Below are 24,557 nucleotides of genomic sequence, written 5' to 3'. Positions count from 1 at the left end.
TTTTATATTCCGGGTATGCCGGTTCGATCCTGTGACGTCATCAGGCTTTTGATAAAGTAAAGAGTGAGGTACATCAGGCAGCCCGCAATGATTGAATTCAGCGCCGGCACGCCGTACGTCACGTAATACCCTGCTACCGCGCCCACCAGACTGCCGATGATGGCATTCCAGCCGAAGTTCTTCGTCTGCGCTTCGTCGGGTAACGCGTTCCTGCCCCGGCTTTCGTCCAGTACCTTCCTGTCGCTTTTCAGTATGAAATAGTCAACCATCATGACGCCGATGACCGGCGGGAACAGGACACCCAGCAGATTCAGAAAGTCGACGAACCGGTCAAGGATGCCCATCACCGACATCGTGGTACCGGCGATGCCGATGAAAAGCGTGATAACCACGTACGGGATTTTCTTACCCGTAAACGCTTCGATCGCGTTGGCCACGCCAAGTGAGGACGAATACAGGTTGATGTCGTTAATTCTCATCGTCGAAAACACCACGACGACCAGCCCAATGCCGCCGGTGACCTGTCCCATGATGGTCACCACGTCCGCGGTATTCAGTATCACGGAAATGATCACAGCCAGCCCGTTGATGACGTATTCTCCCGCAAAGATGGTCAGGACCGTCATGAGCATGACCTGCCGGCCGTTGCTGTAATAGCGTGTCAGGTCTGGCGTTATCAGGCTGGCCACGATACTGCCTCCCACCACAAGCGTAATGGCGTCGCTGATGGAGAGGCCTTTGCCTGCTTCAGACAGCGCCGAAAGCGCCCCCATGTCCTGACCTTTCAGCAGAACGGTAGAGATGTACAGAACGCTGATGGCGAACGCCGGGACCGCTATGCGGGCGGCAAAGCGCAGCGCCCTGAAACCGAAAGCCACGATAAGCGTCAGGGTAAGGCCTGAAAGCGCAGCGGCCCAGTGAAATCCGAGTTTCTGGCCGAGGGCGTGATCCAGCGAATCAGCAAAGACGGAATTCTGTATGCCAAACCATCCCAGGAGACTGACGGCGATAAGCAGACTGACCAGCACGGAACCGCCCCGGCCAAAACCGCACCAGCGGGCCAGCAGGCTGCCGGAGATGCCTTCCCGCATGCCGGCGTAACCCAGCCCGAACGTTGCGACAAAGAAAATCAGGCTGCCGGCGGTGATGGCCATGAAGGCGTGTGCATAGCTCATCGAGTGGCCAAGGGTGGCACCCAGCATGAACTGGTCCAGCGCAGTCAGCATCCCCATGTGCACCAGTGCCACGCCCCAGAACGGCAGGCGGGCTGCGGCCGGAACCCTTTCAACGGAATAATTTTCGTGCAAGCTCATAAGTGCTCCGGTCAGATAAATTTTATGCCTTTATTAATGGCAAATTCAGGAATGTAATTCTGCAGGTTCTTATGTGAACAGAATTCATAGAGCGCAGATACTGAATTAACCCCTGTCTTTCTGTATATATTCTGCATTTTGTTATTGATGGTCTTCGCGGATAATCCGAGATGGCTGGCGACCTCTTTCTGACTCAGGTTTTTCATCAGATAAAAAATCATATCCATTTCCGAACGTGTAAAGACAGACTGGTCGGACGCTGTATGCAGGACACCTGGTTTTTTATCACTGATACACACGTAAGGGGAAAGCACCCTTATTTTCCTGGCATTCCAGAGCGTCCCCATACAGACCCCGTTCGCATCCCTGAAGGGTATTTTCTCACTGATATAAGGATGGAGTTCTTTTCGGCCAAACCAGAAATCGGTCTCTATTACGCTGACGCCTTTTCCTTCTGATTCCGCCTGTCTGTCATGCTCAATAAATCCCTCAGCCTGCTCCGCCCACGTCGCGGGAAATTCGCAGTCAAGTTTGCCCTCGAGATCAAAAGCCGCCGGTGTGCACGTATACAACCGGGCGGCTTTGTTCATGAAAAGATGTCTGGACTGGCAGTCTTTAATTCCCCATGGTTCATGCAGGTTTTCGATCATTCTGATCATGATGGAAAGTGTGTTCGTGCAGACTCTTTGATACCGCATACATACCTCTGCTTTCGCAGGTATGCTACGTAAATTCTTTTGCCAGGTAGTGACGCCTGAACTTATGTGCATAGCCTGGGAGTGAGCCGTACTCTTTGTAACCGAGCTTTTCATAGAACGACCTGGCCTGAAAATCGAACGTGTCCACTGTCGCCATGTGGCACATCCGGTTTCTGGCCTCTGCTTCAGCAGCTGACATCAACTCTTTTCCATATCCCTTACCCCTGATACGTTCAGCGATCCATAAATACTGAATTTCAAGAGTCCCCCACCAGGTCTGAGCGATCAGACCTCCAGCGACGTTGCCATCATCGTCTGAGCAGTAAAGCAGAAACGGTTCGATTTCAACGGGATGGAATGTGGCGTTGTGACTCCAGAGTCCATCAGTAATAACGTTTTTTTCCTGGTGGGAAGGATTGGTAATAAGTGTGATATTCAAAGTACGTTCCTTGCGGCTTGCAGATGTATAAAGCAGATTACTCTCTTCGGAATAAGAATGCTTATACACAAGTCATTGCACCTGTCAATGGGGTGAATAACCCCATTTACTCCGTTCCGGTTTGGTGTATCCTGCGTAAATGTAACAACAGACCGGAAGATGCTTAATTCCCTTTTATTTTCGGAGAGGTTATATAAATAGAAAACAGACTGCAAGAAATTTAAAAGTGGTATTAATTTTGTATTATTTCAGGCGCATTGTGGGTGTAAATTACTGCATCCAGTGATGTGATTTGTTACAGAATATAAACAACACCAGGGATCCTGTTTCTTTTTTTCCCGTTTATGTTCGCGAAGACCGAAAAAAAACAATGCCCGTATTTGTTCCAAAAATAATTATAACGATATTCCATAATAAAACTTAGACGCCTAACGATTTGGTGAGTGATTTTGAAACTCACCGTTCTTTTTTTATTTTCAAATCAGTAAGAGTTAATCAGTTACATGATTTATGAACTCTGGGAAACGTATCGCTGTTAATTTGCCCGGGAGGTCACTATGGCTGCTGACGAATACAAAAATTATGAATCGCTGACGAAGTTTTTCCCTGAGCTGACGGTGCTGCAGGCCACTCAGGTTTGCATGCTTGTCTTCGGCCACATCACGATAAAGGATCTCGCTGAATACCGGGGAGTGTCTGAAGATACGGTCAAAGAAGCCATGAGTTCTGTTCAGAAAAAGCTGGGTGTGAACTCCATGAAGATGCTGAGGCCGTTTGTCACCAGCCGCGTGCTGTTGAAGCTGTTTCTGACTGTGCCCGATTCAAAACCGCATGCTTAATCCCACCGGCCGTTCTGGCCATGATATCAACCCCTCCTGACGCTTCCGCCTGTCCAGGCGGTATACTGTGTTCAGGAGGAGTTACCATGTCACATAATATTGCAGCAAAAGACAGGCTTGAGCGGGATAAAATCAATGTTGATCTCGCTGCTTCAGGCGTTGCCTGGAAAGAGCGGATGAATAAACCTGTTATCCCGATGGAAACCGAACTGCAGCAGCCTGAGGCGCTGCGGGAATATTTCCGTGAGCGGCTCGCCTATTACCGACAGGTTGCACTGACCCTGCCAAAGGGTACCGATCCGGTTTACCTGAAAGAGGACAAGCCTGAAGGAAATTGATGGCAGGCCAGCTGATGGCCGGACGGACGTTCCTGACCGTCAGGTTGCCAGTCGTCACGCGCAGCGGTATCTTCAGACCCACCTCTGGAAGATAGCTGCAGCTGCGGTTACGGGAGCGGAAAGTGGATACAACTGAAGAGCTGGGACAGACCTATTTCTATGCGGGGCGCCCGAACCTCTCTGCCGGTGAACTGTTCTTTATGATTTTTTGTGAGCAGGTAGCCATCCAGCTGGGAGTACGGGATTTCTCTGCCATTGTTGCCGTTCTCTCTGGTGCAAACGTACTGCCTACCCGTACTAAGCCGGGAGGGGCTGTCAGGGGAACGTCGCTGGCCTCGCGGGCAGCCAGGCGCGCTTTCGGTGATGCCACTTTTCCCTGGGGCATCAAACTGCCCTCGTTTGTCGGAGGATATCCGCCCTCCACGCTGAGAATACGCATGGTCGCCAGAATTGGTACCTTCACCGGACGGACAATTCCTGTTCTGGGCTGGGTCATTCTGGCTTCTGACGTGTCGCAAATCGCCTATCACAGCGTTCTTGAATACAACCGGATCGCACGGGGAGAGGATAAACTATGGTAACCGACGAACTCGATGCGAAAGTTTACGCACTGGTCAGGCGTCACAACGGAAGGGGCATTTTCACAGAGCAGGAACTCAGGCCAGAAACCGATCTTGATGCGGATCTTCATCTCAGTGAAGATGAGGTGCGGTCGCTGATGGATGAGTTTTTTATGGAATTCAACGTCAGCAGGGAGAACTTTACTCTTGCAACGTACTATCCACCTGAGCCGCCTCTGCTGGCGATACTGAATCCTTTCCGGCGTCAGCGATGCGTTCCTGAAGTCCCTGACTTTACCATCTCAATGCTGATTGAATCAGCCCGCGCAGGACGCTGGCGCTACGAATAAGCAGGCCCGTTCGGGTACGGAGAAATAGGCGTACGACGCGAAAATGACTGATTGCAGCGTCATGCACAACTCGTATGGATAAATCATCCTCCCCGGAGCAACAATCGTTAACGTCAGCACATTTCAGATCTGCCTAAAAATCGACTAACTATCGCGCAGATTAATTACGCAGTTTCGGTCTAGAATACCCGACTCATTTTTTAATACTCTCTTATATGTATTTAGTTGTATGGTGGGGGATTTTGAATCAAGAGACGCATAACACTTTTCCACAGATAAGCCTGAAGCACTTGTGTTTTCTCTAGGTTTTTCGCTCAACTTGTAACGAATTGAAAAAAAAGGATTATTATGCAAATTGTTGATTTTTTTTATAAAAAAAAGGCTTTGTTAGCGGGGGTGATCGGGTTTGTGTTTGGCTGCGCTACAGGAATAAGCGGGTTTCTGGATGCATTAAACAAGATCCCTGAGTTTTATACTCAGATAAAGAAAAATTATCTCTATGAATCATCTTTTTTGAAGGGGGATTGGTCTACAAACGGTGAGTATGTTGCTAACTCAGGCGATTTAGGACTGAATATTACCCAGCCAGTTATGGTGATGAGCATGGAACCAGGAGTTGACGGTAGTATTGTCGGTGAAATTATGAGTGAAAAAATTTGCGATGCTTTGCCACTTACCTGGTCTATTAATTTCATGAGCGATTCTCCATCGATTGCAAACTTTTTTATGGATAGAAAATTTATTATTACTCAACTCCATAATGGGTATACAGAGACTGTAGCCACTTTAAAACTAGCCAGTGAAAATAAAGAACTGGGAGTAATTACCTTCAGAGTCGTCAGCGATAGCACGGGATCATTGCCACCCCAAATAATCTTTGGTAAGAACTTACCTGAATACAAGAATGATTATAAAAAAATTCAGGAATATTGCGGTGATTCACCAAGGAAGTTTTGGAGCCAGCAGCTTGGAAAGGAAATACCAAAACCACAAATACTACATTAAAGTTTGTATGCGGTAAGCTCATAAAATTTGACGGCTTCTTGCTTACAATCCCATGCATATCTGCTCATTAGGCATGCTTTGATCCTCCCGCTCTGAATCAATGGCGGAGTTTTGCGAGATTGTCGTCTGACAACCCTCCCAGCTCCCTTACCGATTCCAGCGTTATCCCTTTCGCCAGCAGGATAAGGGACACCACCATTTTGCCTTACTGACGCCCTTCTTCCAGTTCCTTTAGCTTCTGTTTCAGGGAACTGAGGTTACAGACGTCGCGCAGCAGCACCTGCAGGTGCTGCTCGATAAAGTCTCGAACCATATCGGAATGCGTCAGGAATCCTTAAGGCCGTCTCGTGGGGTACCGATGTTGGCTTTCCACGTAAATTTCCTTATACCGCGCTGCAGTCAGGAGCGTCGCGGACCTCCTCAAGTATGTAGCGCAGCTCTGAGGCGTCCGCACTCCAGCGCTCTGGCAGATTTCCCTGAAGCAGCTGTTGTAGCCAATCGGTCATCGTCAGCGCCGAGTTGCGGGTGAAATAAACGGGGTGGTGCAGCCCGGTATTGTCGCTATTCTCTGTGCGCTCGCAGCTGTCTGTCTTCAGTTGGATGCGGTGCCCCTTAAGAAACTGGAGGAACCGCTTCAGATTCCCCATGCCTCCGCTTCCCATGCCGTCCTGTACGCAGAATCGCCCCCCCATATGACCCGCTAACCAGGTGGCTGCACTGCGGTCATGTCGGATGCAAAACAGATTTCCGTCACCGAATCGGATGAGGTTAAAACGATAGTCTCCATGTCCTTCCGGGCAAAAAAACTGTTCGTAGTCTGCCGGATTCCCGATGTCTGTTACAGGGAACGGGTCTGTGCGTCCTTCCATCAGCCAGTCCCGGCTACATCCAGTGAACTCTGCAATCCGTCCTGCTGCCTCAAATGGAAGCGGCTCCAATCCGTCCATCCAGTCAAATACACGGGCAGGCGAGTCCTCACCTATGTGGCGGGCCAGTTGTACTGTTGTGCCAGGGCCCCTGAATTGCCAGAAGTGATCCGCATGAAGCTGCGCGACGAGCTGGCGTAGGCGGCGAGCAGTTTCTTGCTGCCACTGCTGACGAAGGGTAAGGGTTTGAGTGCCTGTGGCCGGGTACGCAGCTGCCAGCGCCTGCCGAACCTCACCCTCTAGAGAACGGTCGTTACGTGCCGCAGCGGCTGCAACGCGTCCATAAAGGTCGTCAGGAATATTTCGGGCCTGCAACTTTTGCATGTGTACGTCTCTTTATGTAGTCATGTAATGATAATTGTACTCAAAATGAATCTTATTGTGTACGTATTATTTCATTAATGCCATCATGTGGTTGTTTTTTATGATTTTACTCCCCCTGCTTTATCGATGAACTACAGTTAAATTACCGCCTCCCCTTATCTTCCTGTGCGTCAGGGACATGCAGGTTTAACAGTTAACCTAAGTGCTAGAGTAGATTTCGATGGGCTTTGTACTTAGCTGCTCCGAACGGGACACGGCACTTACCACCCTGAGTGAAGGTTATGGTTGCACGGTTTCAGAACTAGAAAATGTGCTGGCTGGCATTGACCTTGAAGAAGTCTTTAAAGCGGGCCCATATATTCCTATTACGGCCAACCAGCTCCTTTTCGAACACACTGGCAGCCTGCCTGGCGAGCATGATGAAGTGACTTTAGCAGTATGGTTTAACGGCACCCGTACTGCAGCGAATAACCAGTTTCTGGAAAGTATTCTTCCTCTCAACTTCGCATTTCCGGCTGTTCATAACCCGTAGTCACGTTGATGGCCGGCACTGTCAGTCCGCCGTAGAAGGAACTCGCCGTAACGGATATTGTTTATCCGAGACGTATAAAAATATAAAGTTATCTCACTGAATACTCATTAATGTATCTGAAGGAAAGCTCGTGATAAATCTGATAATGAAAGTGGGTGATGAAGACTGGAATGTTCCCGTAGGCGAGCTTGCCCACAGCTCAATGCCCCTGAATCGTTATCTGGAGTACACGAGTGAGACCATTTCGGTCATCTTCAGAGAACTCAATGAAAAAGTTCTGGCAGACCTCAAACTCATTCCCTGTCTGCTGATGACCGAGTTCGCGAATGAACAGTCATACCAGTTTTCCAACATCAGAGTGGGCATGCTCGAGGAAGTGAACGTCAAAGGAAGAAATCTGGAGTATGCGGTACGCATATACTATGACTTCGGGAAAGTGAACGTCGATAACTACCGGGCGCTGGCCGACCGGTTCTTCTTCCACCTTTTCGAAACAGGAAGAACCCACTGGGCCATCAAGGATGTCAGCCTTCCTGAAGTTATGGGTGCCTTTAAGTTACAGGTCCCGGCCGTTCCAACACTCGACCCACCACCGCCACCTCTGTCCCCGGGGGTACTGGAACGCCAGGATAGTGTGAGGTCAGTAGAGGCTTTTCTGCAGAAAATAAACGAATTTCAGGCACAGGATGGCCATGAGGTGTTTTACCGGGGGCACAGCGACTTTAAGTATAAGCTCGTACCCTCTCTGTTTCGCGAAGAGGATGCTGTGCCGCTGTACAGGCAAAAAGAAAGTAACATGATTAACGAAATCCTGACTGCCCATCCGGCCGAGTTTTACCAGGACCAATTCATGCTCGATAAGCTGGTCCGCATGCAGCACTATGGCCTGCCTACGCGTTTGCTGGATGTCACGGCCAATCCGCTGGTCGCCCTTTATTTCTGTTGCGCAGACATGCTCGATAAAAATGAGGAGGAAGAGAAGGTCGGGGATGTGAAGATTTTATCCGTCCGGACGGATGACATCAAATTTTATAATTCTGACACCGTCAGCTGCATCGCCAACCTGTCCCTGCTTAACGTGGAAGATAAAAATAAGGTCATACCCGAAACGGAAGTTCCCGTGGAACTGCGCCTAAAAGAAGAAGTAACGGATGAAATGAAAAGGCTGCTTCATTTTATCCGGGCGGAAAAACCGTACTTCGAAAACGGAATACGGCCTGGCGACCTAAGCCGCATACTCTTTGTCCGCGGCAGAATTGCCAACCAGCGGATCTCATCCCAGTCCGGGGCGTTTCTGCTGTTCGGACATGAGGCCGTGCTGCCGGATACCGGATACAACGATGACATCAGAGTGGAACGCATTTACGTCAGCAACAAGAAAGCGATCCTGCAGGAGCTCAGCAGGCTTAACATCAAGCCCAGCACCATCTATCCCGGAATTGAAGAGACGGCGAGAGAAATTGCCCGCCGGACGAAAGGCGAAGAGATCCTGAACCGGGTTAAATAAAAAAAACCGCTTACGCGGCTCTGGATGTGCAGTGTGTTCCGGTTTGCACCGTTGGGGGCTAGGGGTTTTTTACCGGCCCCGCCGAGGAGTTGTGTCTGTCCGGGCTGGTGCATCGAGCTGGAGAATTTAGCAGCTAATGACTTAGCGTCACCGGTGGCTGAAAGGTCTTCTCGCTCCGGCGGATCGTCGATGAGCGGCGTAATTTGCAGTATCGTTTTTCTTAAACATCGACGGAAAATCTGGGGCGTCAATGTTAATAATCGCGTCCTTTACTCGGTGTAAAGGCGATTGGCGTAATAGCCATCCTGCATTCCACGGGCTAAGTCTGTTACTAAATATGGGGTTGCTTACAGGGGTTAATAAAGAAGCCGACGATGACAGCGATATTAATAAAAGCCAATGTCTATTATCTGTTTGGCTGTCGCGATTTTTTGCGGGCAGCAAGAACGCTGATAATGTAAAAGCACCGACTGTTTAACCCTTGTCGGCTCGGGTGCTGAATAAAAAAAGGTGAATAATAGAATGAAAATCAAATATCAGGACAGCGTCCTTTTCTCCCGGATTTTTGAAAGCAGCCCTGGGTATATTCTGGATTTTACGAACAAGACGTTCACCATTTTTTTTGATGAGGAACTGAACATAGACATTGATGACGTGGTGTATCTTGCCGACGATGAGTCGAATTCAAAGGCCAAACGTCTCTGGCGCCTTATATCAAAGTCAGACCGCGAAACGGTGCTGCGTGTGACCGACAAGCTCTGGAGCTATAAAATGCAAACCGCTCCGGCGGAAGCCGAACGTCTGAGTGCTGACTATCACCAGCTGCTTGAACGGCTCAATTCGGTTTCGGGCCCTGATCAGAGCGGCAGCAAACCCGTGCCTGCTTATACCGGTGTCAGTTATGCCGGACTCACGGATGAAATGAACATTATAAAAGCCCTGCCTCCGCATCAAAGGGGGTACCGTTTTGAGACGTGGCTCAAAGAGCTCTTTGCCGCTTTCAGGCTTGAGCCACGCGCAGGCTTCCGGAATACCGGCGAGCAAATTGATGGCAGCTTCAAAATGGAGGGGGAATACTACCTGCTGGAGGCCAAGTGGCACAAAGGTGCAACACCGGCACCCGACCTTCATGTCTTCGACGGTAAACTCAGGCAGAAGGCCAGCTGGACGCGGGGAGTATTCATCAGCTGGAACGGTTTTACTCCGGACTGTTTTGAGGCATTTGGCCGCGGAAGCAGTGTGGTTTGTGTCAGCGGTGCAGATATCTATCACAGCCTGGGCGATCGTATTCCTTTTCCTGTATTGCTGGACGCTAAAATCAGACAGGCCTCCGAATCAGGAAAACCATATGTTCCATACAAGGAGTTGTCTGAATTTTCCAAATAAATAAGCAGAGAACGTCTTAAGACCAGTGGAGTCAGAGAATTAAAATTATTCATGTCAGAGGCATAACACTTTCCTTTGAAAAGTTCATTCTGACAGGATTGGATAAATAAAAGCGATTCATTAAGTCAAAAAAAGCGAAAGAATTTTAAGTTAAACCCCAGCTTACTTTTAAAAGGAAATTATTTTGGAACAACACGATGAAGTTAATAAGAAAATTAAAAGAATAGTGATTTTTTTAGTCATTCTTGCTTTATTGTTATCTGTAATTTGGGGAGTATTTAAACTTTTCAAAGTGGTTTTCGATAACTGGTCATCCCTGTCAACGCTAATCACTACGCTGGCGACGACAGGGGGAGCTATTGCTACCTGGATGGCCGCTAAAAGGGCGGCCGAGAGTGCACAAATTGCACGTGAATCTATGGAAGCCACAATGCATCTAGGGAGTCAGACGCTTGAAGAAACCCAGGCCACAAACAGGCGAACAGCTTTTGAAAGCCGGTACAACATGCTCCTTGCACAGCATGACAATTACCATCGCCAGTTGTGTGATTACCTGGACGAAAAAAAGGAAGGCGTTGAAGAGTTCTTCAGTAAACACATCTACGATACTAATTTAGATAAATGTTTTTCGTTCCTGACGGGGCACCAGATAATCAGTCGCTACATGAGAGTGCTTTATCATCTCCTGAAATATGTAAGAGAGAGCGGTGACTTTAGCGGTAAGGATAACCTCAAGTTTCAGAAAAATTATACCTCACCGCTCAGGTCGACTATCCGGAACGACGTTCTGCTTTTAATAGCCGTAAATGCACTGAATGTCAGAGATGAAAGAGCGAAGAACTCTTCTTACCCTTACTATCAGCTGCTGCTGCACGATTTCGTTTTTTTTGAGCATGCCATATTCATGTTCCCGCAGACACCGAATGAGCTGTTCGTTCAGGATGACTGGCCGGGTAAAGTTCAGGACCTGATATTAAATCGGCAGGCGAATTTCATTGAAAAACTCACTCAAAGCGCTGATGAAGAATCACGTAGCTTTGAGGTTCCGGAAGTCAGACTGTTTTCTCCGGTGATTATGGTTATGACTGTTTTTGAAAACCCAATGAAACATGATGCGCTTAAAGCACTGGACTCGCTTCCCATGAGTCTTTGCATGAAAGAAAAGCTGCACTCCACAATCGATGAGGTTTTGAGTAAGCATAGTTATGCAGGTGAGTTAAGGGATAAACTCCCGACGAGTGAATATACCTTAGGAAATAATAAAATCCCTCGAAAAAGTACTAACGAGATGTTCAATTCTTTAGAAAAGGAAGCCTTTCTCGGTACATGTAATTATGACGAATTTACATTCGGGTTTTATGTCTCAGGTGTATACCAAAAACATACTGGTAAGAATTTACGCTATTATTTCAGAAATCACAGGCGCGGCGAAAACCTGGTTCACCTGTTAGATGAGCACGGTGGTAAAGATGGTTATATGTGCCAGCTAATGAAAGTGAATGAAGCAAAGGTATCAAATCTTTATGATGAGATAGCTCATTATAATGTTAGAAAGACACGATAGATTGTCAGCATACAGTGAAGAGTCCCTGCTCATACCACAACCTCCATATGTGTATGGTTGTTTTTTGAACAGGGATTTGTTAATATAAACAGTATCAGGGTGTGAGAGACCCTGATACTGTAATAACTACTTAGTTCAAAAGCTTACGTAAACTCCTGCGAATGACTGCCGGCGCTGCGCAAACCACTGTGAAGCATGCGATTGCTGAAACAGTGGGTGCGTAGTCCGGTGAAACCTGGAATACTTCCAAGGCTTGCGTAAGCATTGCCTTTACTCCATTCAAGTGCGGATCCGCATAGAAAGATACGACGACACCCAACACTATTTCAATCCACGTGTCTTTATTGCCGTTGTTGCCGTTGTTCTCAGGCGGGCGGTGCGCGGGTTCGCTCTGAACTTGATTGTTGAAAGTACAGTCGTTGTAGATATTTTGTGTAAATAGGCCCATAGGTTTCTCCTGTATAATGGGTTGATAAAAAATGCACATCTTGTTTTCTAAACATGGTTTTCATTAGAAAATCCTTGTTGATTAATAAAAAAAGCTCTTTGTATTCCAGATAGTATCTATTACATAGTTCACCTCACTCTCTTGTTGTGTTCGCTTGTTAAGGGCGCAGTTATCCGTGGGCGTTGCACCCTGATAATGCTAAGATGTTATTTTGTTCAGAGCAAAAAAAAGCCCTGACATTCGTCAGAGCCTGGTATGAACACACCAATCGGAATCTCTGACTTTGTTATTATCTTTATTCTCAGAAGACCCGACTGATGTCTTGGAAGATTATTTCTTCCTTTTCTGAATATGAGCTTACTATACCACGAGTGCACATTGGAGTCAATATATCAAGGGCCTGAAACGACTATTTTTTGCCTTTTTTTTCAAAAATAACTTGCGCGATAAGTAGTATTATGTGCGCAATTTGATAAAAGTATTCTTTCAGTACATGTACTGGAAAGTTACTGTTTTCTAATTTACCTGAACAGTACTATTTAAAAGTACAGATACTCTCTCCATTATTTTAACTTCCCCGAAATCACATCTGAAAGTTTATTGCTGCTTTGCTTCCTTCCCTGGCCCTTTCCGTTTTCCGCCATAACCGGAAAAAGGGTGTCAGGGGGGCAGGACCACAATATACGGTGTCCGATCACCCTCTCATCACCCTTATCCAGGCGAAAATGACGCTTTTGTCAGGCGCACCCGCCCTGCCCTCACTGCTGTTTTCTTCCGAAATATGGTATATATCCATAAACCGGAAAATGACGCCGATCCGCTCAGCGAATTTTTTGGGTGGTCTGCCGCCGTCAGACAGGCGAAAATGGATCTGTCACGAACAGACGTCGCTGTGTGAAATCTGAGAAATCTGCAGGGGTAAATCCCGCCAGATTTCACACAGCGTTGTCACCGAAGAATGAGGGTTTATGTCGCTACCGTCCGTTAATGGTCCGATCGCGCTGCCGGCTGCACAGCCCGACTACGGCCGGGCGCTGGCGCTGCGGTCCATGGCCGCGGCCTACGCCGAGCTGCCCCGCTATCTGCTGGCGCCCGAAGTCACCGGCCTGCTGCACCACCTGCCTGACTGGTCGCAGCACGCGCTGGTTAACACTTTATGGTGTACCGGCAGCCGGCTCAATGAAGCGCTGGCGCTGCGCCGGCGTGATTTTCGCCTGAATGACACCATTCCGCACGTCATCATCCGCACGGCCAAGCAGCGTCGCGCCGGCAGTGGACGCCCCCGGCGGGGCACCAGCCCCAACCGCGTGGTGCCCCTTTCCGATCCGGCTTACGTGGACGAAATGAGAAGGCTGTTTGCGAGCGTCAGAGAGGAATTTGAAACGGATGGTGTAACGGGCGAACGTCGCGCGCTGCCGGTGTGGACCGTCTCCGATCGCACGGTACGTAACTGGATAAACCGGGCCACCGACGCGGCCGCCCGTGCCGGCGTGCGGTTCAGCATTGAGATTTCGCCGCACACGTTCCGGCACAGCTTCGCCATGCACATGCTCTACCACCACGTGCCGCCAAAGGTGCTGCAGTCCCTGCTCGGCCACGAGAAGTTTGAATCAACCGAGGTCTATACCAAAGTGTTCGCGCTTGATGTGGCGGCCAGTCATCAGGTGCGGTTCTCTATGGATACAGCCGGCGCGCTGCAGCTGCTCCGGGCGAACGTATAAAGGAAGGGTCTGAACGTATGAGCGAATTAAACGATCCCCTGCTGGGATCTGATACCGAAGCCCTGCTGAGCAACGGGCTTAACTTTCTGGACCGGGCGCGCGAGGAGCTTGAAGCGGGACAGGTCATGTTCTCCATTGTCAGTTTCTGGACGGCGGTAGAAATTCTGCTGAAGGTTCCGCTGGTTCATGAACACTGGACCCTCGTCTGTAGCGGGAAAAAGCTGGAGCGCCGCAATTACCTAAAGGGGGATTTTCAGTCGGTCTCCTACGAAGACGCCTGCGCCCGACTTGAGCACGTGCTGGAAAAGCCGCTGAGTACGGCCACTGTGGCTATCTTTAATAAGGTTCGCCAGCACCGCAACCGCGTGGTGCATTTCTACCACAACGCAGAGTCCGGTGAAGATCTGCGACAGATCCAGGCCGAACAGGCGGAAGCCTGGTTTGCGCTGAACCGTCTGCTGCGCGACGACTGGGCGCCACTCTTTGGAGCATGGTTGAGCTTCGTTCTCGGCATGAGTGAAACCGCTATGCTGCGTGGTAACTCATTTTACGCTGAAGTCAGATTCAGGCACACGCCCGTGCAGAATGAGCTGAATGAACTCAGGCAGACCGGCATCACTGTCAGCCAGTGCACGGTCTGCAATCAGCAGTCTCTGGCGCACACTCTTCCTGCACCCCGCATGCGCTTTATCCTGTACGACTGCATAGTCTGCCATGCTAAAGAGCCTATCGCTGAAATATACTGTCCCGGCTGCAATGCACCCCACCAGATTAAACGAGGCGACACTGACTTCGAGTGCGAGAGATGTGGCCTCACAAGGAGCCGGTATGATTTACTCCGTTCCCCTCCTGAAACCGGTACGCGCTATCCCAGCCCATCGGTGTGCGGTGGATGCCACAGTTGGGATTCGGTGTGTGAGTACGGGGATAAATTTTTGTGCTCATCCTGCCTTGATGTGTCTGATGAGCTGAAAACCTGCGAGCGATGCAACGCCACCGGTACTTGGATACCGGACAACAGCAAAGAGTATGGATGCACCCGCTGCGAAAACTGGATGTAAGTCGAGACAATATTTCAGGAAGGCTACCGGCATAAGCCTTCTTTTAGCCAAATTATAAAAGGAAGCTCTATGTCTACGTGTGTGGGTGTCGAAATCGACGGACTGAGCGTTGAAGATTATCAGAATCATCACCGTACCTGGTTTTTTAAACCAGGCGACAGAGTCAGAGAGAATCTTGAAGGGCATGAAAACGGCAGGCTGCCAGATGATGCATTCATCGGCTTTCGTGCATCAGCTGCTTCCATTCGGCGGCGCATGATGCTGGCTGGTTACGATCTCCAGTCCTGCGAACGGCACTTCAACGAAAACCTGCGCAGTGTGATTGAAGCAACTGAGTGGGTCTTGCAAAATGACGACGACCGTCGTCATGCTGACTCTGAGGATAAATCGGTCAGGGTTGATGCTTATCGCCTGTTTCTGGATGCGGTCAGGAATACCTCTTTTCAGCACTGGCTTACAGCTTTACCGGAAGCAATAACGCTGAATAAGCACGTTTGCCAGTCTGGCGTTTTTTCCGGGTTGCCGGTTTGGCGGGTACTCAGCGAAAATCCGCTGGTCAACGCGATGCTGAGTGATATCCCCCTCTATACAGAATTCTCGCATACTGGCCTCTTCAACTTTCCCTGTAGTGATAGTCATTTCTTTCAGCTGGCCTTACTAACGTGCTGTAACGATGATGCTGTCTGCGAACTCAACATTGCGCCTCTGATCCAGAGTGGCTATGAGGACGACTTCCGTGACCTGGATGAAATACAGCGTCAGGAAACGTATCCGCACATCTTCAGCCGGCAGTCCCTTGAGGAAATCATCTCCCTGTCTGCCTCGCAGGCTGATAACCCCTCCCTGCAGAGGATGTGTTATGCGAGCATCATCACCTCAATGGAAGCCTATCTGGGAGATATCCTTCGCAGAGAAATTTTCGCTCGACCGGCGGTTAAGGAAAGGTTTGTGGCCAGTTATGAGCCATTCAAAAAACACAAATTCAACCTGACAGAACTTTATGCAAGGCTTTCAGTGATAGATACGGACATCAAAGAAGTCCTGGATGGCCTGTCACTGCATAAAATAGACATAGCCATGAACATATTCGCCAGTACATTGCTCACTGAGTTTCCCTCCAGTCAGCTTCCCTTTATTCACAGGGCCGTGAAACTGCGGCATCACATTGTTCACCGTAACGGAAGAGACGAAGACGGTACTCTTTTATCTTTTAACCATGAGACAGTCAGTCGACTCGCTCAGGAAGTTCTGGCGTTCACCCGTGCGGTTGATGCGCAGATTCTGGACGGGTTAGTCATCGACGATGAGTTAACTGGCAACGACTTAAATCAGTAAATGCAGATTTGCGATAAATCGTAAAGGCGATTTTGTGGAAAAGTGTTTACACGACTCTGCGGTTTAAACCGTTGTGAGGGTCAAGCCACCGGCTTGATACAAAGAAAACAGTCCTGAGTCAGAGTGAATGAGATTATCGCAGCGTTCGCTTAAAAGTGAATGCCATCGCCCATAATCAGCTGGTTCGACGTAAAGCATCAGTTGATATTTTACGATTAGGCGTAAATAAGATTATGCGATAATGCTGAAAAACGATTTTGCGACAGAGGCCTTGCATGACGACACACCTCCCGGACGTTCCTGACAACAATGATGCGTCAGAGTTGATGGAAAATGGTCTCGCTTTCCTTAACAAAGCCATCTCAGAGTTTGATAGCGACCCGAAATCGTCACTGGTCAGCTTCTGGAGTGGTGTCGAAATCCTGATGAAGGTTCCACTGGTCAATCATGACTGGAGGCTGATTGTTGCCAGATCTAAAGGCCAGCCAGAAATCACAAGAGATGATTTCGTGTCCGGGAATTTTCGTTCCGTCAGCTTCGCGAGAACCTGCAAGCTCCTGGAGTCAGAACTGGGCATATCCATTGATGGCAAAGCGCTGGCTTTCTTTGAAACGGTACAGAAACATCGCAACCGTATGGTTCATTTTTACCTTGACGCTGTAACTGATGCTGAACTCGACGCTCTACGCAACGAGCAGGCTGATGCGTGGTTTGCGCTTTCCAGGCTCATTACCAGGGAATGGCGTAAGGTATTTCATCGGGACCAGTGGTCAGGCGTGGATAAGATCCATACAGCCCTGCTCAACAGCAGTAAATATTACGCCGCTGCAAAATTCCGTTCTCTCAGGGAAGAGCTCGAAGCCTCACCACACGATTACCGTATGTGTAAGGTCTGTTCTCAGCCGTCGTTCCTCGCTGTTAAAGATGATAATGCGCTGGTTTTTACAGAGGACTGCAAAGTCTGCGGTCAGTTTGAGCGCTACATTCTCGTCCGCTGCCCTGAATGTCATCATGAAAGCAAACTTGAGGAAGGTGACGAGCCCTTCCTGTGCAAAAACTGCGTTCATTCACAGGACCGGTATTCCGTTCTCGATCAGGATGATTCCCTTCCTGAAGATTACCTCCACTCATCGACGCCGGCGGGCTGCTGTGAATGCGAGGGGTACGAGACGGTTTGCCACTATGAGAAAGGGTACCTGTGCACACAGTGTATGGCCTATTTTGACTCGCTTGGATGCTGCGAATACTGTTCTTACCCGAGTTCTTATGTGCCTGCTCAGAGCAGTATGGTTGGCTGTGGTTTCTGCGGTGGCCATCCGGAAACCTGGCACCTGCCGGATTAGCCACAAGTACGATTATACAGTTATGCGCAAATGCGATTTTAATGAATTACGATTTTGCGTTTTTGCGACTTTACATCTTTGCGATTTTACGGCATGATTTCTTTAAAATCGTATTTGCGATTTTAAGTTTAACTGTAACCCGAACGGAGTCAGATATGATTATTTCTGTCCTGAATCAGAAAGGTGGTGTGGGTAAAACGACCCTCAGCGTCAACATTGCCGGCCAGCTTGCTGCCGAGGGCGCCCGTGTGCTGCTGCTTGACGCCGACCCTCAGGGGAGTTCACTTGACTGGGCGGCCGCAAGAGAAGATGAATCACACTTTGCGGTGCTGGGCCTTCCCCGTGCTACGCTGCATAAAGATATCGGCAAGTTCACCGCTGATTACGACCACATCATCATTGACGGTCCTCCCCGTGTAACAGACCTGGCTCGTTCAGCAATCATGGCTGCAGATCTCGTTCTCATCCCCGTGCAGCCAAGTCCTTATGACGTATGGGCTGCAGAAGAAGTGGTAAACCTCATTCGTGAAGCTAAAATCTATAAAGAAACACTGAAATCTGTATTTGTGGTTAATCGTAAAATTACAAATACGGCGATTGGGCGGGATGTGGTTGAAGCTCTCGCCACCTACGAGACACAGGTGCTGAACAGCACCGTCTGCCAGCGTGTTGTCTTTGCTGAAGCTGCGGGGCAGGGGAAAGCCGTTCATGAGCTGGGTGAGTCAGCTGCTTCAGCTGAGATAAAGGCCGTTGTAAAAGAAATTCTGGAGATGGATGTATGACCGGTAAAAAAGTCAATTTCGCACGTCGTGCAGAAAGAGCGCCTGCTGCAGATGCATGGGTCGAAAGCAGGGAAGTGCCTGCCCAGGATGTTGAACAGGAAAAAATGAAGCGTCTCACAATCGATGTCACAGAGAGTCTTCACAAAGCGATAAAATCAGCCTGTGCAAACCGCGGAACGAAAATCGCCGATGAAGTCAGGGAACTGCTGCGCGAAAAATATCAGCCAGAATAAAACTGTAAATACGATTTTCTGTAAATGTGTTTATGCGATTATAAGATTTTAAAGAAAGTCGTTTAAGGTGTTGTGGCTTATATGGTTGGCGGTATGCACAGTACTGACCTGCTGTGCAGGTTGACACAAAGGCCGGCTGCCGGCCTTTGTCATTATGTTAAGCCGCCTGAGCAGGCGTAGCTCCAGAAATCGCCGCTGCATACTGTTGAGAGGCAGCTTTGATCCCGTTGAAGTAGGCTTTGTAGTTGGCTCGGATATCACCGTTGAGTTTGTCGCACATTGAGTCACACTGTTTAACGACGTCAACAATGTTCAGAACCTGGAAGACAATGTCCACAACGGACATGACGACGGCAACCACAGTGATAAATTTACCTACTGCACTCATGGCTTCGAACGTCGTAACTTCGACTTCTTCAACCGGAATGCCGGCATCCCTGGCCGCCTGCTGAATGACATTATTAGCGACGTTGAGGTTGTATATCATCATTGCGATAGAGAAATTCTGTACCAGTGTCACGGCAAGAGGTTCAGAGGATGTGAATGCAGCCAGTGACTTCATGCACTCCTGGATGTCCGCATCTGTTTTGCTACTGAAGTTGAGCTTGTCGAGGGCATCGTAAACAGCGCTGATTTCCTGGCTGTTAAAAGCCTGTCTTGCTGATGCAGCATACTGTCTGAATGTGGCCGCATCCAGCTTACCGCTTTTCTTCTGCACTTCTGCCATAAACTGCATTAACAGCGAACGACACTCCTGTGTATTAAAGCCTTTATAGGCTTTAGAGACGATGAGGGAGTTGTTCGCCTTGTATGCAGAAATATAGTCGCTGACGGCCGGAGTGATCTGGGATGCAATGTCAGTATCAACAGTCTGCAGTTTGGCGTTTAAGTCCCCCGATTTACTCGAAATGACCCCGCGGTCAATCAGTTCAGCAGCTTCTAAAGCAGCAAACGCCGCCATACCGAAACCGAATGTCCAGATTGAAGCCACAGCAGCTGCGTCAGCACTTATCTGCAAGGCGTCAGCTGCGATAGTGAGATCTCTTACCTGACATGCCAGCTCTACCAGTGAGTCAAACTCCTTATCGACTACCGAGTCGGAATTAAAATCACCAAGGCTGATAAAGAGGGATTGTTCTCTGATAAGAGGATCGATGTTGGCGTCAGACTCTGACTCCCATGTACCCATAAATGCTAAGTAGTTGAATAAATCCGTGCTGCCCATGCTCATAGTCTTTCCTGTATGAAGTTAGAGGATATTAAAATCGGCAGACACGAAAAGTCAGCCGACAGTTTATTAAAAAGAAGGGTTTTCATTAATTCAGGAAAATCATTTAAAATTAAAAGTTTAAATAAATTTAACATTTAATTTTAATGGTTAATTAAAATTTAAATAAAAACAGTAATTTAATATTTTTTTTCTGTTTTTTCAGGGTTTATTGCAAATGAATATTCATCTTTTTTTAAGCGTTGTCAATGGTGTCTTATAAATATTTCTTTTGTTTTGGTGCGCTTTCATCTGTGGCTTTCAGGTGCACAATGAGAGGCATAAATAAATAAGAGGGAGCAAACTGATTTAACATTCTTAGGAATGTAATTTTAATCGCCACAGATCGCGTTTATTTGACTTTAGCTGAGGGAATGTCGCTCCATCGCGTGGTCCAGGCCGGAGACAACATTTCCCGTTTCATCCGCCATTCCGTATCAATGCCCTGACCCGCAAACCACACCCGTCCCAGACCTGACTGGTTAATGCCGTCCAGCACCTTCATCAGCTGCGCGCTGTTCGCCCGCGGCCGGTTGTCGTCAAACAGATTAAGCTGACTGACACCGTGAGGGGTAAAGTCATCGAGCATGACGCCGGCCTTCATGTACCGGTGGCCATCTTCCCAGATGCGATCCAGCGCGCGCATGGCCACGCCGATGATATCGCGCGTATCCTGCGTGGGCAGGGTGAGTTTTTCACCGGCCGTATTGCCATAAAACGTCTCTCCGACGGCGTGCGGTGAGGTCCGGACAAACACGCTGATGTGCCTGCAGTACTGTCGTTCGCCCCGCAGCTTTTCAGCGGCGCGCGTGGCGTACTGGCATAGTGCCTGCTTCATTGCCACTTTTGTGGTGATGCGGGATCCAAAACTGCGGCTGCAGACAATCTGCTGCTTTGCCGGCGGCATCTCCTCGAGCGGAATGCAGGCCTCGCCGTTCAGCTCGCGCACCGTTCTTTCCAGCACTACCGAAAAGTTCTTCCGGATGAAAGCGGGGTGCGTACGCGCCAGCTCGAGCGCGTTAGTGATGCCGAGCAGGTTCAGCTTTTTACCAATTCGCCTGCCCACGCCCCAGATTTCCTCCACGGGCTGGCGCATCAGGAGAGCCTCTGTCCGCTTAGGGTTTCCAGGCGTCAGCGCCAGTACGCCCCTAAACTGGGGCCACTCTTTCGAGGCCCACTGGGCTGATTTGGCCAGCGTTTTGGTCGGGCCAATGCCTGCGCCAATCGTCAGTCCGGTTCTGGCCAGAACGTGGGCACGCAGCCGGTGGCCGAAGTGCTCGAAGTCCTCACAGCCATCGATGCCCGTAAGATCGAGAAACATTTCATCAATGGAATACTGTTCGACTTTGGGCGTCATATCTTCCAGAGCAGACATGACGCGCTGGCTGAGGCTGTGATTTATGTGGAATGCAATTTAAACAAAAAAAATCAGTTACCATTCCTCTGAAGTTTATTTTCTGAACAGGAATTATTCAGCCTTGAACTACCTCAGTATGCTTACTGACAGGGGGGAAGGTTGAGGGTGGTAAGACATAGTCGGAAAATCGATTTCCCCGCCAGGATTTAATCTGCCACGCTTACTCTGAAGCCCTCAATCGGGCAATGAGTCTTATCCCTTACCCACCCCAATGCAGGAAAAATGATGATAAAAAAATACAGGATCCCGGGACTGACCGCGGTGGCGTTTCTTCTTATCAGCACCCTCGCCGGTGCCGCAGAGGAACGCTGGACGTTTGACGGCGATATCCACAACAATTCCCTTGCTGTCAGTCCCGATGAGAAAACGGCGGTGGCGTCCTACAGTGAGCGCTCTGAGGTGGTGGTCTACGACCTGGCTGCCGGGAAAGTCAGAAAGGTGCTGAAGGGATACGTCACGCCCCGCAATGCGCTTTTCTCCCCCGACGGGAAGGCCGTATATCTTTCAGACAGCAGCCTCGGCGTGGTCAGAAAAATCAGCACCGGGACGCTTGATGTGGAGACCTCGCTGCCGCTGGGGCCCGGGGCATTCGGCACAGCTATCAGCCGTGACGGTCAGCGCCTGTATGTGAATAACGAGGCCGCCAGCACGCTCTCGGTGTATGACCTGACGCACAACCGGCCCGTTGCGGTCGTGACGGGTTTTGCCCAGCCCCGTCAGGGCATAAAAATCAGCCCGGACGGCAAAACCGTCTACGTCACTAACTTTAAGGGCGATAAAATTACCCTGGTTGACGCCGTAACGGGCGAGATTCGCGGCGAGATAACAGGCTTCAGCAAGCTGCGCGCCATTTCAGTCAGCGCCGACGGCCGCACACTGTACGCGGCTAACAGCGGCAGCAACACCATCGCCGTGGTTGACACGCAGAAGCTCGCCATTACGGCAACCATTCCCGTGGGGCAGGATCCTTACGGTGCCGCCCTGACGCCGGATAACCGCTATGTTTACAGCGGCAACCTGGGCGACAACAGCCTCTCCGTTATTGATACCGCCGCCGGTAAGGTGGTCTCCACCGTTACCGGACTGGATGCGCCCCGTCAGGCCATCGTTTTCAGCAAAGACGGTGCCCGCGCGTGGGTGCTGAATAAAGACCTCAGCATTGCGGTCGTTGACCTGAAACAGAACCGCGTCACGGCCACGATTAAAAGCCCGCCGCAGGCCTGATTCAGTCCTTCCCTCACTCCGGCGGTGTGACGGTCCTTCCCGGAGTGGGAGAGTCTAACCACTTTTACTGGTTTATTTTAACTGAATAACCTGTTTTAAAGATTTAACCCGACGTGCCTATACTCTTTCTGTCTACTCAGGAGATTACGGCATGAACGATAAAATATTTACCCTGCATAACGGAGCGCGCCCGCTGAGCGCGCTGAGCAGCCCGAAAGAGGCCATACGTCAGTTCACGCCTAACTGGTTCGCCGCGACCATGGGGACCGGTATCCTGTCTCTGTCTCTGGCGCAGTTCCCCTGGCCGGTTCCGGGATTACGCCTCGTCGCCGAGGGACTCTGGATGTTTAACATCTTCCTGTTCAGCGTCTTTGCCGTGATGTATCTGGCCCGCTGGGTGATGTACTTCGGTGAGGCAAAGCGCATCTTTGGCCATTCAACGGTGTCCATGTTCTTCGGCACCATCCCGATGGGCATGGCCACCATCATCAACGGGCTGCTGGCGTTTGGCCTCCCCCGGTGGGGGGCTGACGTCATTCCCGTAGCGCACGCCCTGTGGTGGCTGGACGTGGCGATGTCGCTGCTGTGTGGCGTGTGTATTCCCTACATGATGTTTACCCGGCAGCAGCACAGCATTGACCAGATGACCGCCGTCTGGTTACTGCCGGTCGTGGCCGCCGAGGTTGCGGCAGTCAGTGGCGGCCTGCTGGCACCGCACATTGCCGACCCCCACGCGCAGCTCGGCATCATTATTACCAGCTACGTGCTGTGGGCGTACTCGGTGCCGGTGGCGCTGAGCATCCTCGCCATCCTGCTGCTGCGTATGGCGCTGCACAAGCTACCACACGAAAGCATGGCGGCCTCAAGCTGGCTGGCACTGGGGCCGATTGGTACCGGCTCGCTGGGGATGCTGGTCATCGGCGGAGATGCGCCCGGGGTGTTTGCCGCGGCGGGCATGCCGGAAATCGGTCATATCGCGCAGGGCGTGGGGTTCGTTGCCGGCATTCTCTTCTGGGGCTGCGGCCTGTGGTGGATGCTGCTGGCCACGCTGATAACCGTGCGATACTTCCGTGAAGGCATTCCGTTCAATCTGGGATGGTGGGGCTTTACCTTCCCGCTGGGCGTGTACACGGTCGCCACGCTGAAGCTGTCCACCCTCGTTGACCTGGCGTTCTTTAAAGGCTTCGGTGCGCTTCTTGTCGTCATGCTGGCCGCCATGTGGCTGCTGGTCGCGGTGAAGACGGTGCGCGGGGCATGGAGCGGGAAACTGTTTGTTTCCCCCTGTCTGGCAGGCCTGGACCGGAAGCCGTGAGTGAAACCTGCACGTCGCTGCTGGACCCGTTTTTACGCGAGGAACGCCTCGCGGCAGTCACCGCGCCGCACGTGGCCGCGCTGAATCGCTGGGTCAGCGGGCTGCGTCAGCACGGCGTGGAGCTGCCGTGGTTTGATCCGGCCGACGGCGGGACCGGGGCCGGACTGCTCGTCCTGCTGCAGTCGCCGGCGCGCAGCAGCCCGTCACCCCGGTTTGTGTCGCGGGATAACCCGGGGCCGGCCCAGCAGAACCTGGGGCGGTTTCTGGCGGAAGCCGGTATTGCGCGCCGGGACAGCGTGCTGTGGAATACGGTGCCCTGGGTCAGCGACGGGCCGCAGAAACGGCCCTCAGCGGCGGACATCCGCAGCGGCTGCGCCTGGCTTGAGGACGTGCTGGCGTATCTGCCCGCGCTGCGCGTGGTGGTGCTGGCCGGTGCCGTAGCGGCTCAGGCCCGCGGGACGGTCAGTCATCAGTGCCCCGGCGTCACGGTGCTGAAGATGCCTCACCCCAGTCCGCTTTCACTTTGCACAAGCCCGGCGGTGCCGGAAAACATCCGCCGGGTGCTCCGCGAAGCACGCGCTGCGCTGGCGGGCTGAGGGTGCCAGCAGAATAATACTGACAGGCTTTCCGTCT

General features: G+C 50.6%; 24 protein-coding genes and 1 pseudogene. 18 read left to right on the top strand and 7 right to left on the bottom strand.

Annotated features, from left to right (window positions below):
- Positions 1-2: 2 nt before the first annotated feature.
- From G5574_RS23420 to G5574_RS23410, 3 genes are all read right to left on the bottom strand, one after another.
- Positions 3-1,313, bottom strand: coding sequence for a cytosine permease (locus tag G5574_RS23420; RefSeq protein ID WP_164483465.1), 1,311 nt, complete (start codon positions 1,311-1,313; stop codon positions 3-5).
- 11 nt (positions 1,314-1,324) lie between these two features.
- Entirely contained in the window at positions 1,325-1,963 is a 639-nt protein-coding gene (locus tag G5574_RS23415) for a helix-turn-helix transcriptional regulator (protein ID WP_244964705.1), read from the bottom strand.
- Positions 1,964-2,036: 73 nt separating this feature from the next.
- Positions 2,037-2,450 (bottom strand): GNAT family N-acetyltransferase, encoded by a 414-nt coding sequence (locus tag G5574_RS23410; protein ID WP_164483463.1) that lies wholly within the window; start codon positions 2,448-2,450, stop codon positions 2,037-2,039.
- 557 nt (positions 2,451-3,007) lie between these two features.
- Between G5574_RS23410 and G5574_RS23405 the strand changes: the two genes are divergently transcribed.
- From G5574_RS23405 to G5574_RS23385, 5 genes are all read left to right on the top strand, one after another.
- Complete coding sequence (locus tag G5574_RS23405; protein WP_164483462.1) at positions 3,008-3,289, top strand: helix-turn-helix transcriptional regulator; 282 nt, start codon at positions 3,008-3,010, stop codon at positions 3,287-3,289.
- 86 nt (positions 3,290-3,375) lie between these two features.
- Entirely contained in the window at positions 3,376-3,627 is a 252-nt protein-coding gene (locus tag G5574_RS23400) for a DNA polymerase III subunit theta (protein ID WP_164483461.1), read from the top strand.
- Between the two features lie 122 nt (positions 3,628-3,749).
- Positions 3,750-4,208, top strand: coding sequence for an STM2901 family protein (locus tag G5574_RS23395; RefSeq protein ID WP_164483460.1), 459 nt, complete (start codon positions 3,750-3,752; stop codon positions 4,206-4,208).
- On the top strand, positions 4,202-4,537 hold the full coding sequence (locus G5574_RS23390) for a DUF1493 family protein (RefSeq protein ID WP_164483459.1): 336 nt from the start codon (positions 4,202-4,204) through the stop codon (positions 4,535-4,537). The genes G5574_RS23395 and G5574_RS23390 overlap by 7 nt, the downstream gene beginning before the upstream one ends.
- Positions 4,538-4,885: 348 nt before the next feature.
- Complete coding sequence (locus G5574_RS23385; RefSeq protein ID WP_164483458.1) at positions 4,886-5,542, top strand: hypothetical protein; 657 nt, start codon at positions 4,886-4,888, stop codon at positions 5,540-5,542.
- A gap of 383 nt (positions 5,543-5,925) precedes the next feature.
- Here G5574_RS23385 and G5574_RS23380 read toward each other — a convergent pair whose 3' ends face one another.
- Positions 5,926-6,792 (bottom strand): FitA-like ribbon-helix-helix domain-containing protein, encoded by an 867-nt coding sequence (locus tag G5574_RS23380; RefSeq protein WP_164483457.1) that lies wholly within the window; start codon positions 6,790-6,792, stop codon positions 5,926-5,928.
- A gap of 220 nt (positions 6,793-7,012) precedes the next feature.
- On the opposite strand from G5574_RS23380, the gene G5574_RS23375 reads away from it, so the two are divergent.
- From G5574_RS23375 to G5574_RS23360, 4 genes are all read left to right on the top strand, one after another.
- Positions 7,013-7,324, top strand: a complete 312-nt coding sequence (locus G5574_RS23375) for a hypothetical protein (protein WP_164483456.1) — start codon at positions 7,013-7,015, stop codon at positions 7,322-7,324.
- A 130-nt stretch (positions 7,325-7,454) separates the two neighbouring features.
- Positions 7,455-8,831, top strand: coding sequence for an FRG domain-containing protein (locus tag G5574_RS23370; protein WP_164483455.1), 1,377 nt, complete (start codon positions 7,455-7,457; stop codon positions 8,829-8,831).
- A gap of 522 nt (positions 8,832-9,353) precedes the next feature.
- The gene (locus G5574_RS23365) at positions 9,354-10,217 is read left to right on the top strand and encodes a restriction endonuclease (protein ID WP_164483454.1); all 864 of its coding nucleotides are present in this window, start codon (positions 9,354-9,356) and stop codon (positions 10,215-10,217) included.
- Between the two features lie 184 nt (positions 10,218-10,401).
- On the top strand, positions 10,402-11,781 hold the full coding sequence (locus G5574_RS23360) for a putative phage abortive infection protein (protein ID WP_164483453.1): 1,380 nt from the start codon (positions 10,402-10,404) through the stop codon (positions 11,779-11,781).
- Positions 11,782-11,911: 130 nt separating this feature from the next.
- Here G5574_RS23360 and G5574_RS23355 read toward each other — a convergent pair whose 3' ends face one another.
- The gene (locus G5574_RS23355; protein ID WP_164483452.1) at positions 11,912-12,229 is read right to left on the bottom strand and encodes a hypothetical protein; all 318 of its coding nucleotides are present in this window, start codon (positions 12,227-12,229) and stop codon (positions 11,912-11,914) included.
- Between the two features lie 968 nt (positions 12,230-13,197).
- Between G5574_RS23355 and G5574_RS23350 the strand changes: the two genes are divergently transcribed.
- The 6 genes from G5574_RS23350 (at position 13,198) to G5574_RS23325 (ending at position 18,704) form a co-directional block, all read left to right on the top strand.
- Positions 13,198-13,950, top strand: a complete 753-nt coding sequence (locus G5574_RS23350; protein WP_164483451.1) for a tyrosine-type recombinase/integrase — start codon at positions 13,198-13,200, stop codon at positions 13,948-13,950.
- 17 nt (positions 13,951-13,967) lie between these two features.
- Entirely contained in the window at positions 13,968-15,011 is a 1,044-nt protein-coding gene (locus G5574_RS23345; RefSeq protein WP_164483450.1) for a hsdR, read from the top strand.
- Between the two features lie 69 nt (positions 15,012-15,080).
- Entirely contained in the window at positions 15,081-16,346 is a 1,266-nt protein-coding gene (locus G5574_RS23340; RefSeq protein ID WP_164483449.1) for a HEPN/Toprim-associated domain-containing protein, read from the top strand.
- A gap of 323 nt (positions 16,347-16,669) precedes the next feature.
- The gene (locus tag G5574_RS23335; RefSeq protein WP_164483448.1) at positions 16,670-17,689 is read left to right on the top strand and encodes a hsdR; all 1,020 of its coding nucleotides are present in this window, start codon (positions 16,670-16,672) and stop codon (positions 17,687-17,689) included.
- 155 nt (positions 17,690-17,844) lie between these two features.
- Positions 17,845-18,471 carry a ParA family partition ATPase gene (gene parA, locus G5574_RS23330; RefSeq protein WP_164483486.1) on the top strand — a complete coding sequence of 209 codons (627 nt, stop codon included), beginning with the start codon at positions 17,845-17,847 and terminating at the stop codon, positions 18,469-18,471.
- Positions 18,468-18,704: a plasmid partition protein ParG gene (locus tag G5574_RS23325; RefSeq protein WP_164483447.1), complete on the top strand. Its 237-nt coding sequence runs from the start codon at positions 18,468-18,470 to the stop codon at positions 18,702-18,704. Before parA ends, G5574_RS23325 begins: the two co-directional genes overlap by 4 nt.
- A 157-nt stretch (positions 18,705-18,861) precedes the next feature.
- Here G5574_RS23325 and G5574_RS23320 read toward each other — a convergent pair whose 3' ends face one another.
- Both G5574_RS23320 and umuC read right to left on the bottom strand, forming a co-directional pair.
- Complete coding sequence (locus tag G5574_RS23320; RefSeq protein ID WP_164483446.1) at positions 18,862-19,935, bottom strand: hypothetical protein; 1,074 nt, start codon at positions 19,933-19,935, stop codon at positions 18,862-18,864.
- A gap of 388 nt (positions 19,936-20,323) precedes the next feature.
- Positions 20,324-21,379, bottom strand: a pseudogene (gene umuC / locus G5574_RS23315) (translesion error-prone DNA polymerase V subunit UmuC); the annotation flags it as partial.
- Between the two features lie 234 nt (positions 21,380-21,613).
- Here umuC and G5574_RS23310 point away from each other — a divergent pair.
- From G5574_RS23310 to G5574_RS23300, 3 genes are all read left to right on the top strand, one after another.
- On the top strand, positions 21,614-22,612 hold the full coding sequence (locus tag G5574_RS23310; RefSeq protein ID WP_014606787.1) for a YncE family protein: 999 nt from the start codon (positions 21,614-21,616) through the stop codon (positions 22,610-22,612).
- 151 nt (positions 22,613-22,763) lie between these two features.
- Positions 22,764-23,924, top strand: coding sequence for a TDT family transporter (locus tag G5574_RS23305; protein ID WP_014606788.1), 1,161 nt, complete (start codon positions 22,764-22,766; stop codon positions 23,922-23,924).
- The gene (locus G5574_RS23300; protein WP_014606789.1) at positions 23,921-24,520 is read left to right on the top strand and encodes a uracil-DNA glycosylase family protein; all 600 of its coding nucleotides are present in this window, start codon (positions 23,921-23,923) and stop codon (positions 24,518-24,520) included. The genes G5574_RS23305 and G5574_RS23300 overlap by 4 nt, the downstream gene beginning before the upstream one ends.
- The last annotated feature ends 37 nt before the right edge of the window (positions 24,521-24,557 follow it).

Origin of the sequence: Pantoea stewartii (genome assembly GCF_011044475.1) — a bacterium.
Taxonomy (GTDB): Bacteria; Pseudomonadota; Gammaproteobacteria; order Enterobacterales; family Enterobacteriaceae; genus Pantoea; species Pantoea stewartii.
Note: the sequence above shows the minus strand (reverse complement) of the source record. Positions and strands in the feature narration are given on the sequence as shown.

Excerpts from the sequence above, each read along its gene's own strand:
- G5574_RS23320 (WP_164483446.1), bottom strand. The coding sequence starts at position 19,935 with ATGAGCATGGGCAGCACGGATTTATTCAACTACTTAGCATTTATGGGT.
- G5574_RS23365 (WP_164483454.1), top strand. The coding sequence starts at position 9,354 with ATGAAAATCAAATATCAGGACAGCGTCCTTTTCTCCCGGATTTTTGAA.
- G5574_RS23420 (WP_164483465.1), bottom strand. The coding sequence starts at position 1,313 with ATGAGCTTGCACGAAAATTATTCCGTTGAAAGGGTTCCGGCCGCAGCC.
- G5574_RS23380 (WP_164483457.1), bottom strand. The coding sequence starts at position 6,792 with ATGCAAAAGTTGCAGGCCCGAAATATTCCTGACGACCTTTATGGACGC.
- G5574_RS23355 (WP_164483452.1), bottom strand. The coding sequence starts at position 12,229 with ATGGGCCTATTTACACAAAATATCTACAACGACTGTACTTTCAACAAT.
- G5574_RS23390 (WP_164483459.1), top strand. The coding sequence starts at position 4,202 with ATGGTAACCGACGAACTCGATGCGAAAGTTTACGCACTGGTCAGGCGT.
- G5574_RS23350 (WP_164483451.1), top strand. The coding sequence starts at position 13,198 with ATGTCGCTACCGTCCGTTAATGGTCCGATCGCGCTGCCGGCTGCACAG.
- G5574_RS23400 (WP_164483461.1), top strand. The coding sequence starts at position 3,376 with ATGTCACATAATATTGCAGCAAAAGACAGGCTTGAGCGGGATAAAATC.
- G5574_RS23385 (WP_164483458.1), top strand. The coding sequence starts at position 4,886 with ATGCAAATTGTTGATTTTTTTTATAAAAAAAAGGCTTTGTTAGCGGGG.
- G5574_RS23340 (WP_164483449.1), top strand. The coding sequence starts at position 15,081 with ATGTCTACGTGTGTGGGTGTCGAAATCGACGGACTGAGCGTTGAAGAT.
- G5574_RS23375 (WP_164483456.1), top strand. The coding sequence starts at position 7,013 with ATGGGCTTTGTACTTAGCTGCTCCGAACGGGACACGGCACTTACCACC.
- G5574_RS23345 (WP_164483450.1), top strand. The coding sequence starts at position 13,968 with ATGAGCGAATTAAACGATCCCCTGCTGGGATCTGATACCGAAGCCCTG.
- parA (WP_164483486.1), top strand. The coding sequence starts at position 17,845 with ATGATTATTTCTGTCCTGAATCAGAAAGGTGGTGTGGGTAAAACGACC.
- G5574_RS23405 (WP_164483462.1), top strand. The coding sequence starts at position 3,008 with ATGGCTGCTGACGAATACAAAAATTATGAATCGCTGACGAAGTTTTTC.
- G5574_RS23415 (WP_244964705.1), bottom strand. The coding sequence starts at position 1,963 with ATGATCGAAAACCTGCATGAACCATGGGGAATTAAAGACTGCCAGTCC.
- G5574_RS23310 (WP_014606787.1), top strand. The coding sequence starts at position 21,614 with ATGATAAAAAAATACAGGATCCCGGGACTGACCGCGGTGGCGTTTCTT.
- G5574_RS23325 (WP_164483447.1), top strand. The coding sequence starts at position 18,468 with ATGACCGGTAAAAAAGTCAATTTCGCACGTCGTGCAGAAAGAGCGCCT.
- G5574_RS23305 (WP_014606788.1), top strand. The coding sequence starts at position 22,764 with ATGAACGATAAAATATTTACCCTGCATAACGGAGCGCGCCCGCTGAGC.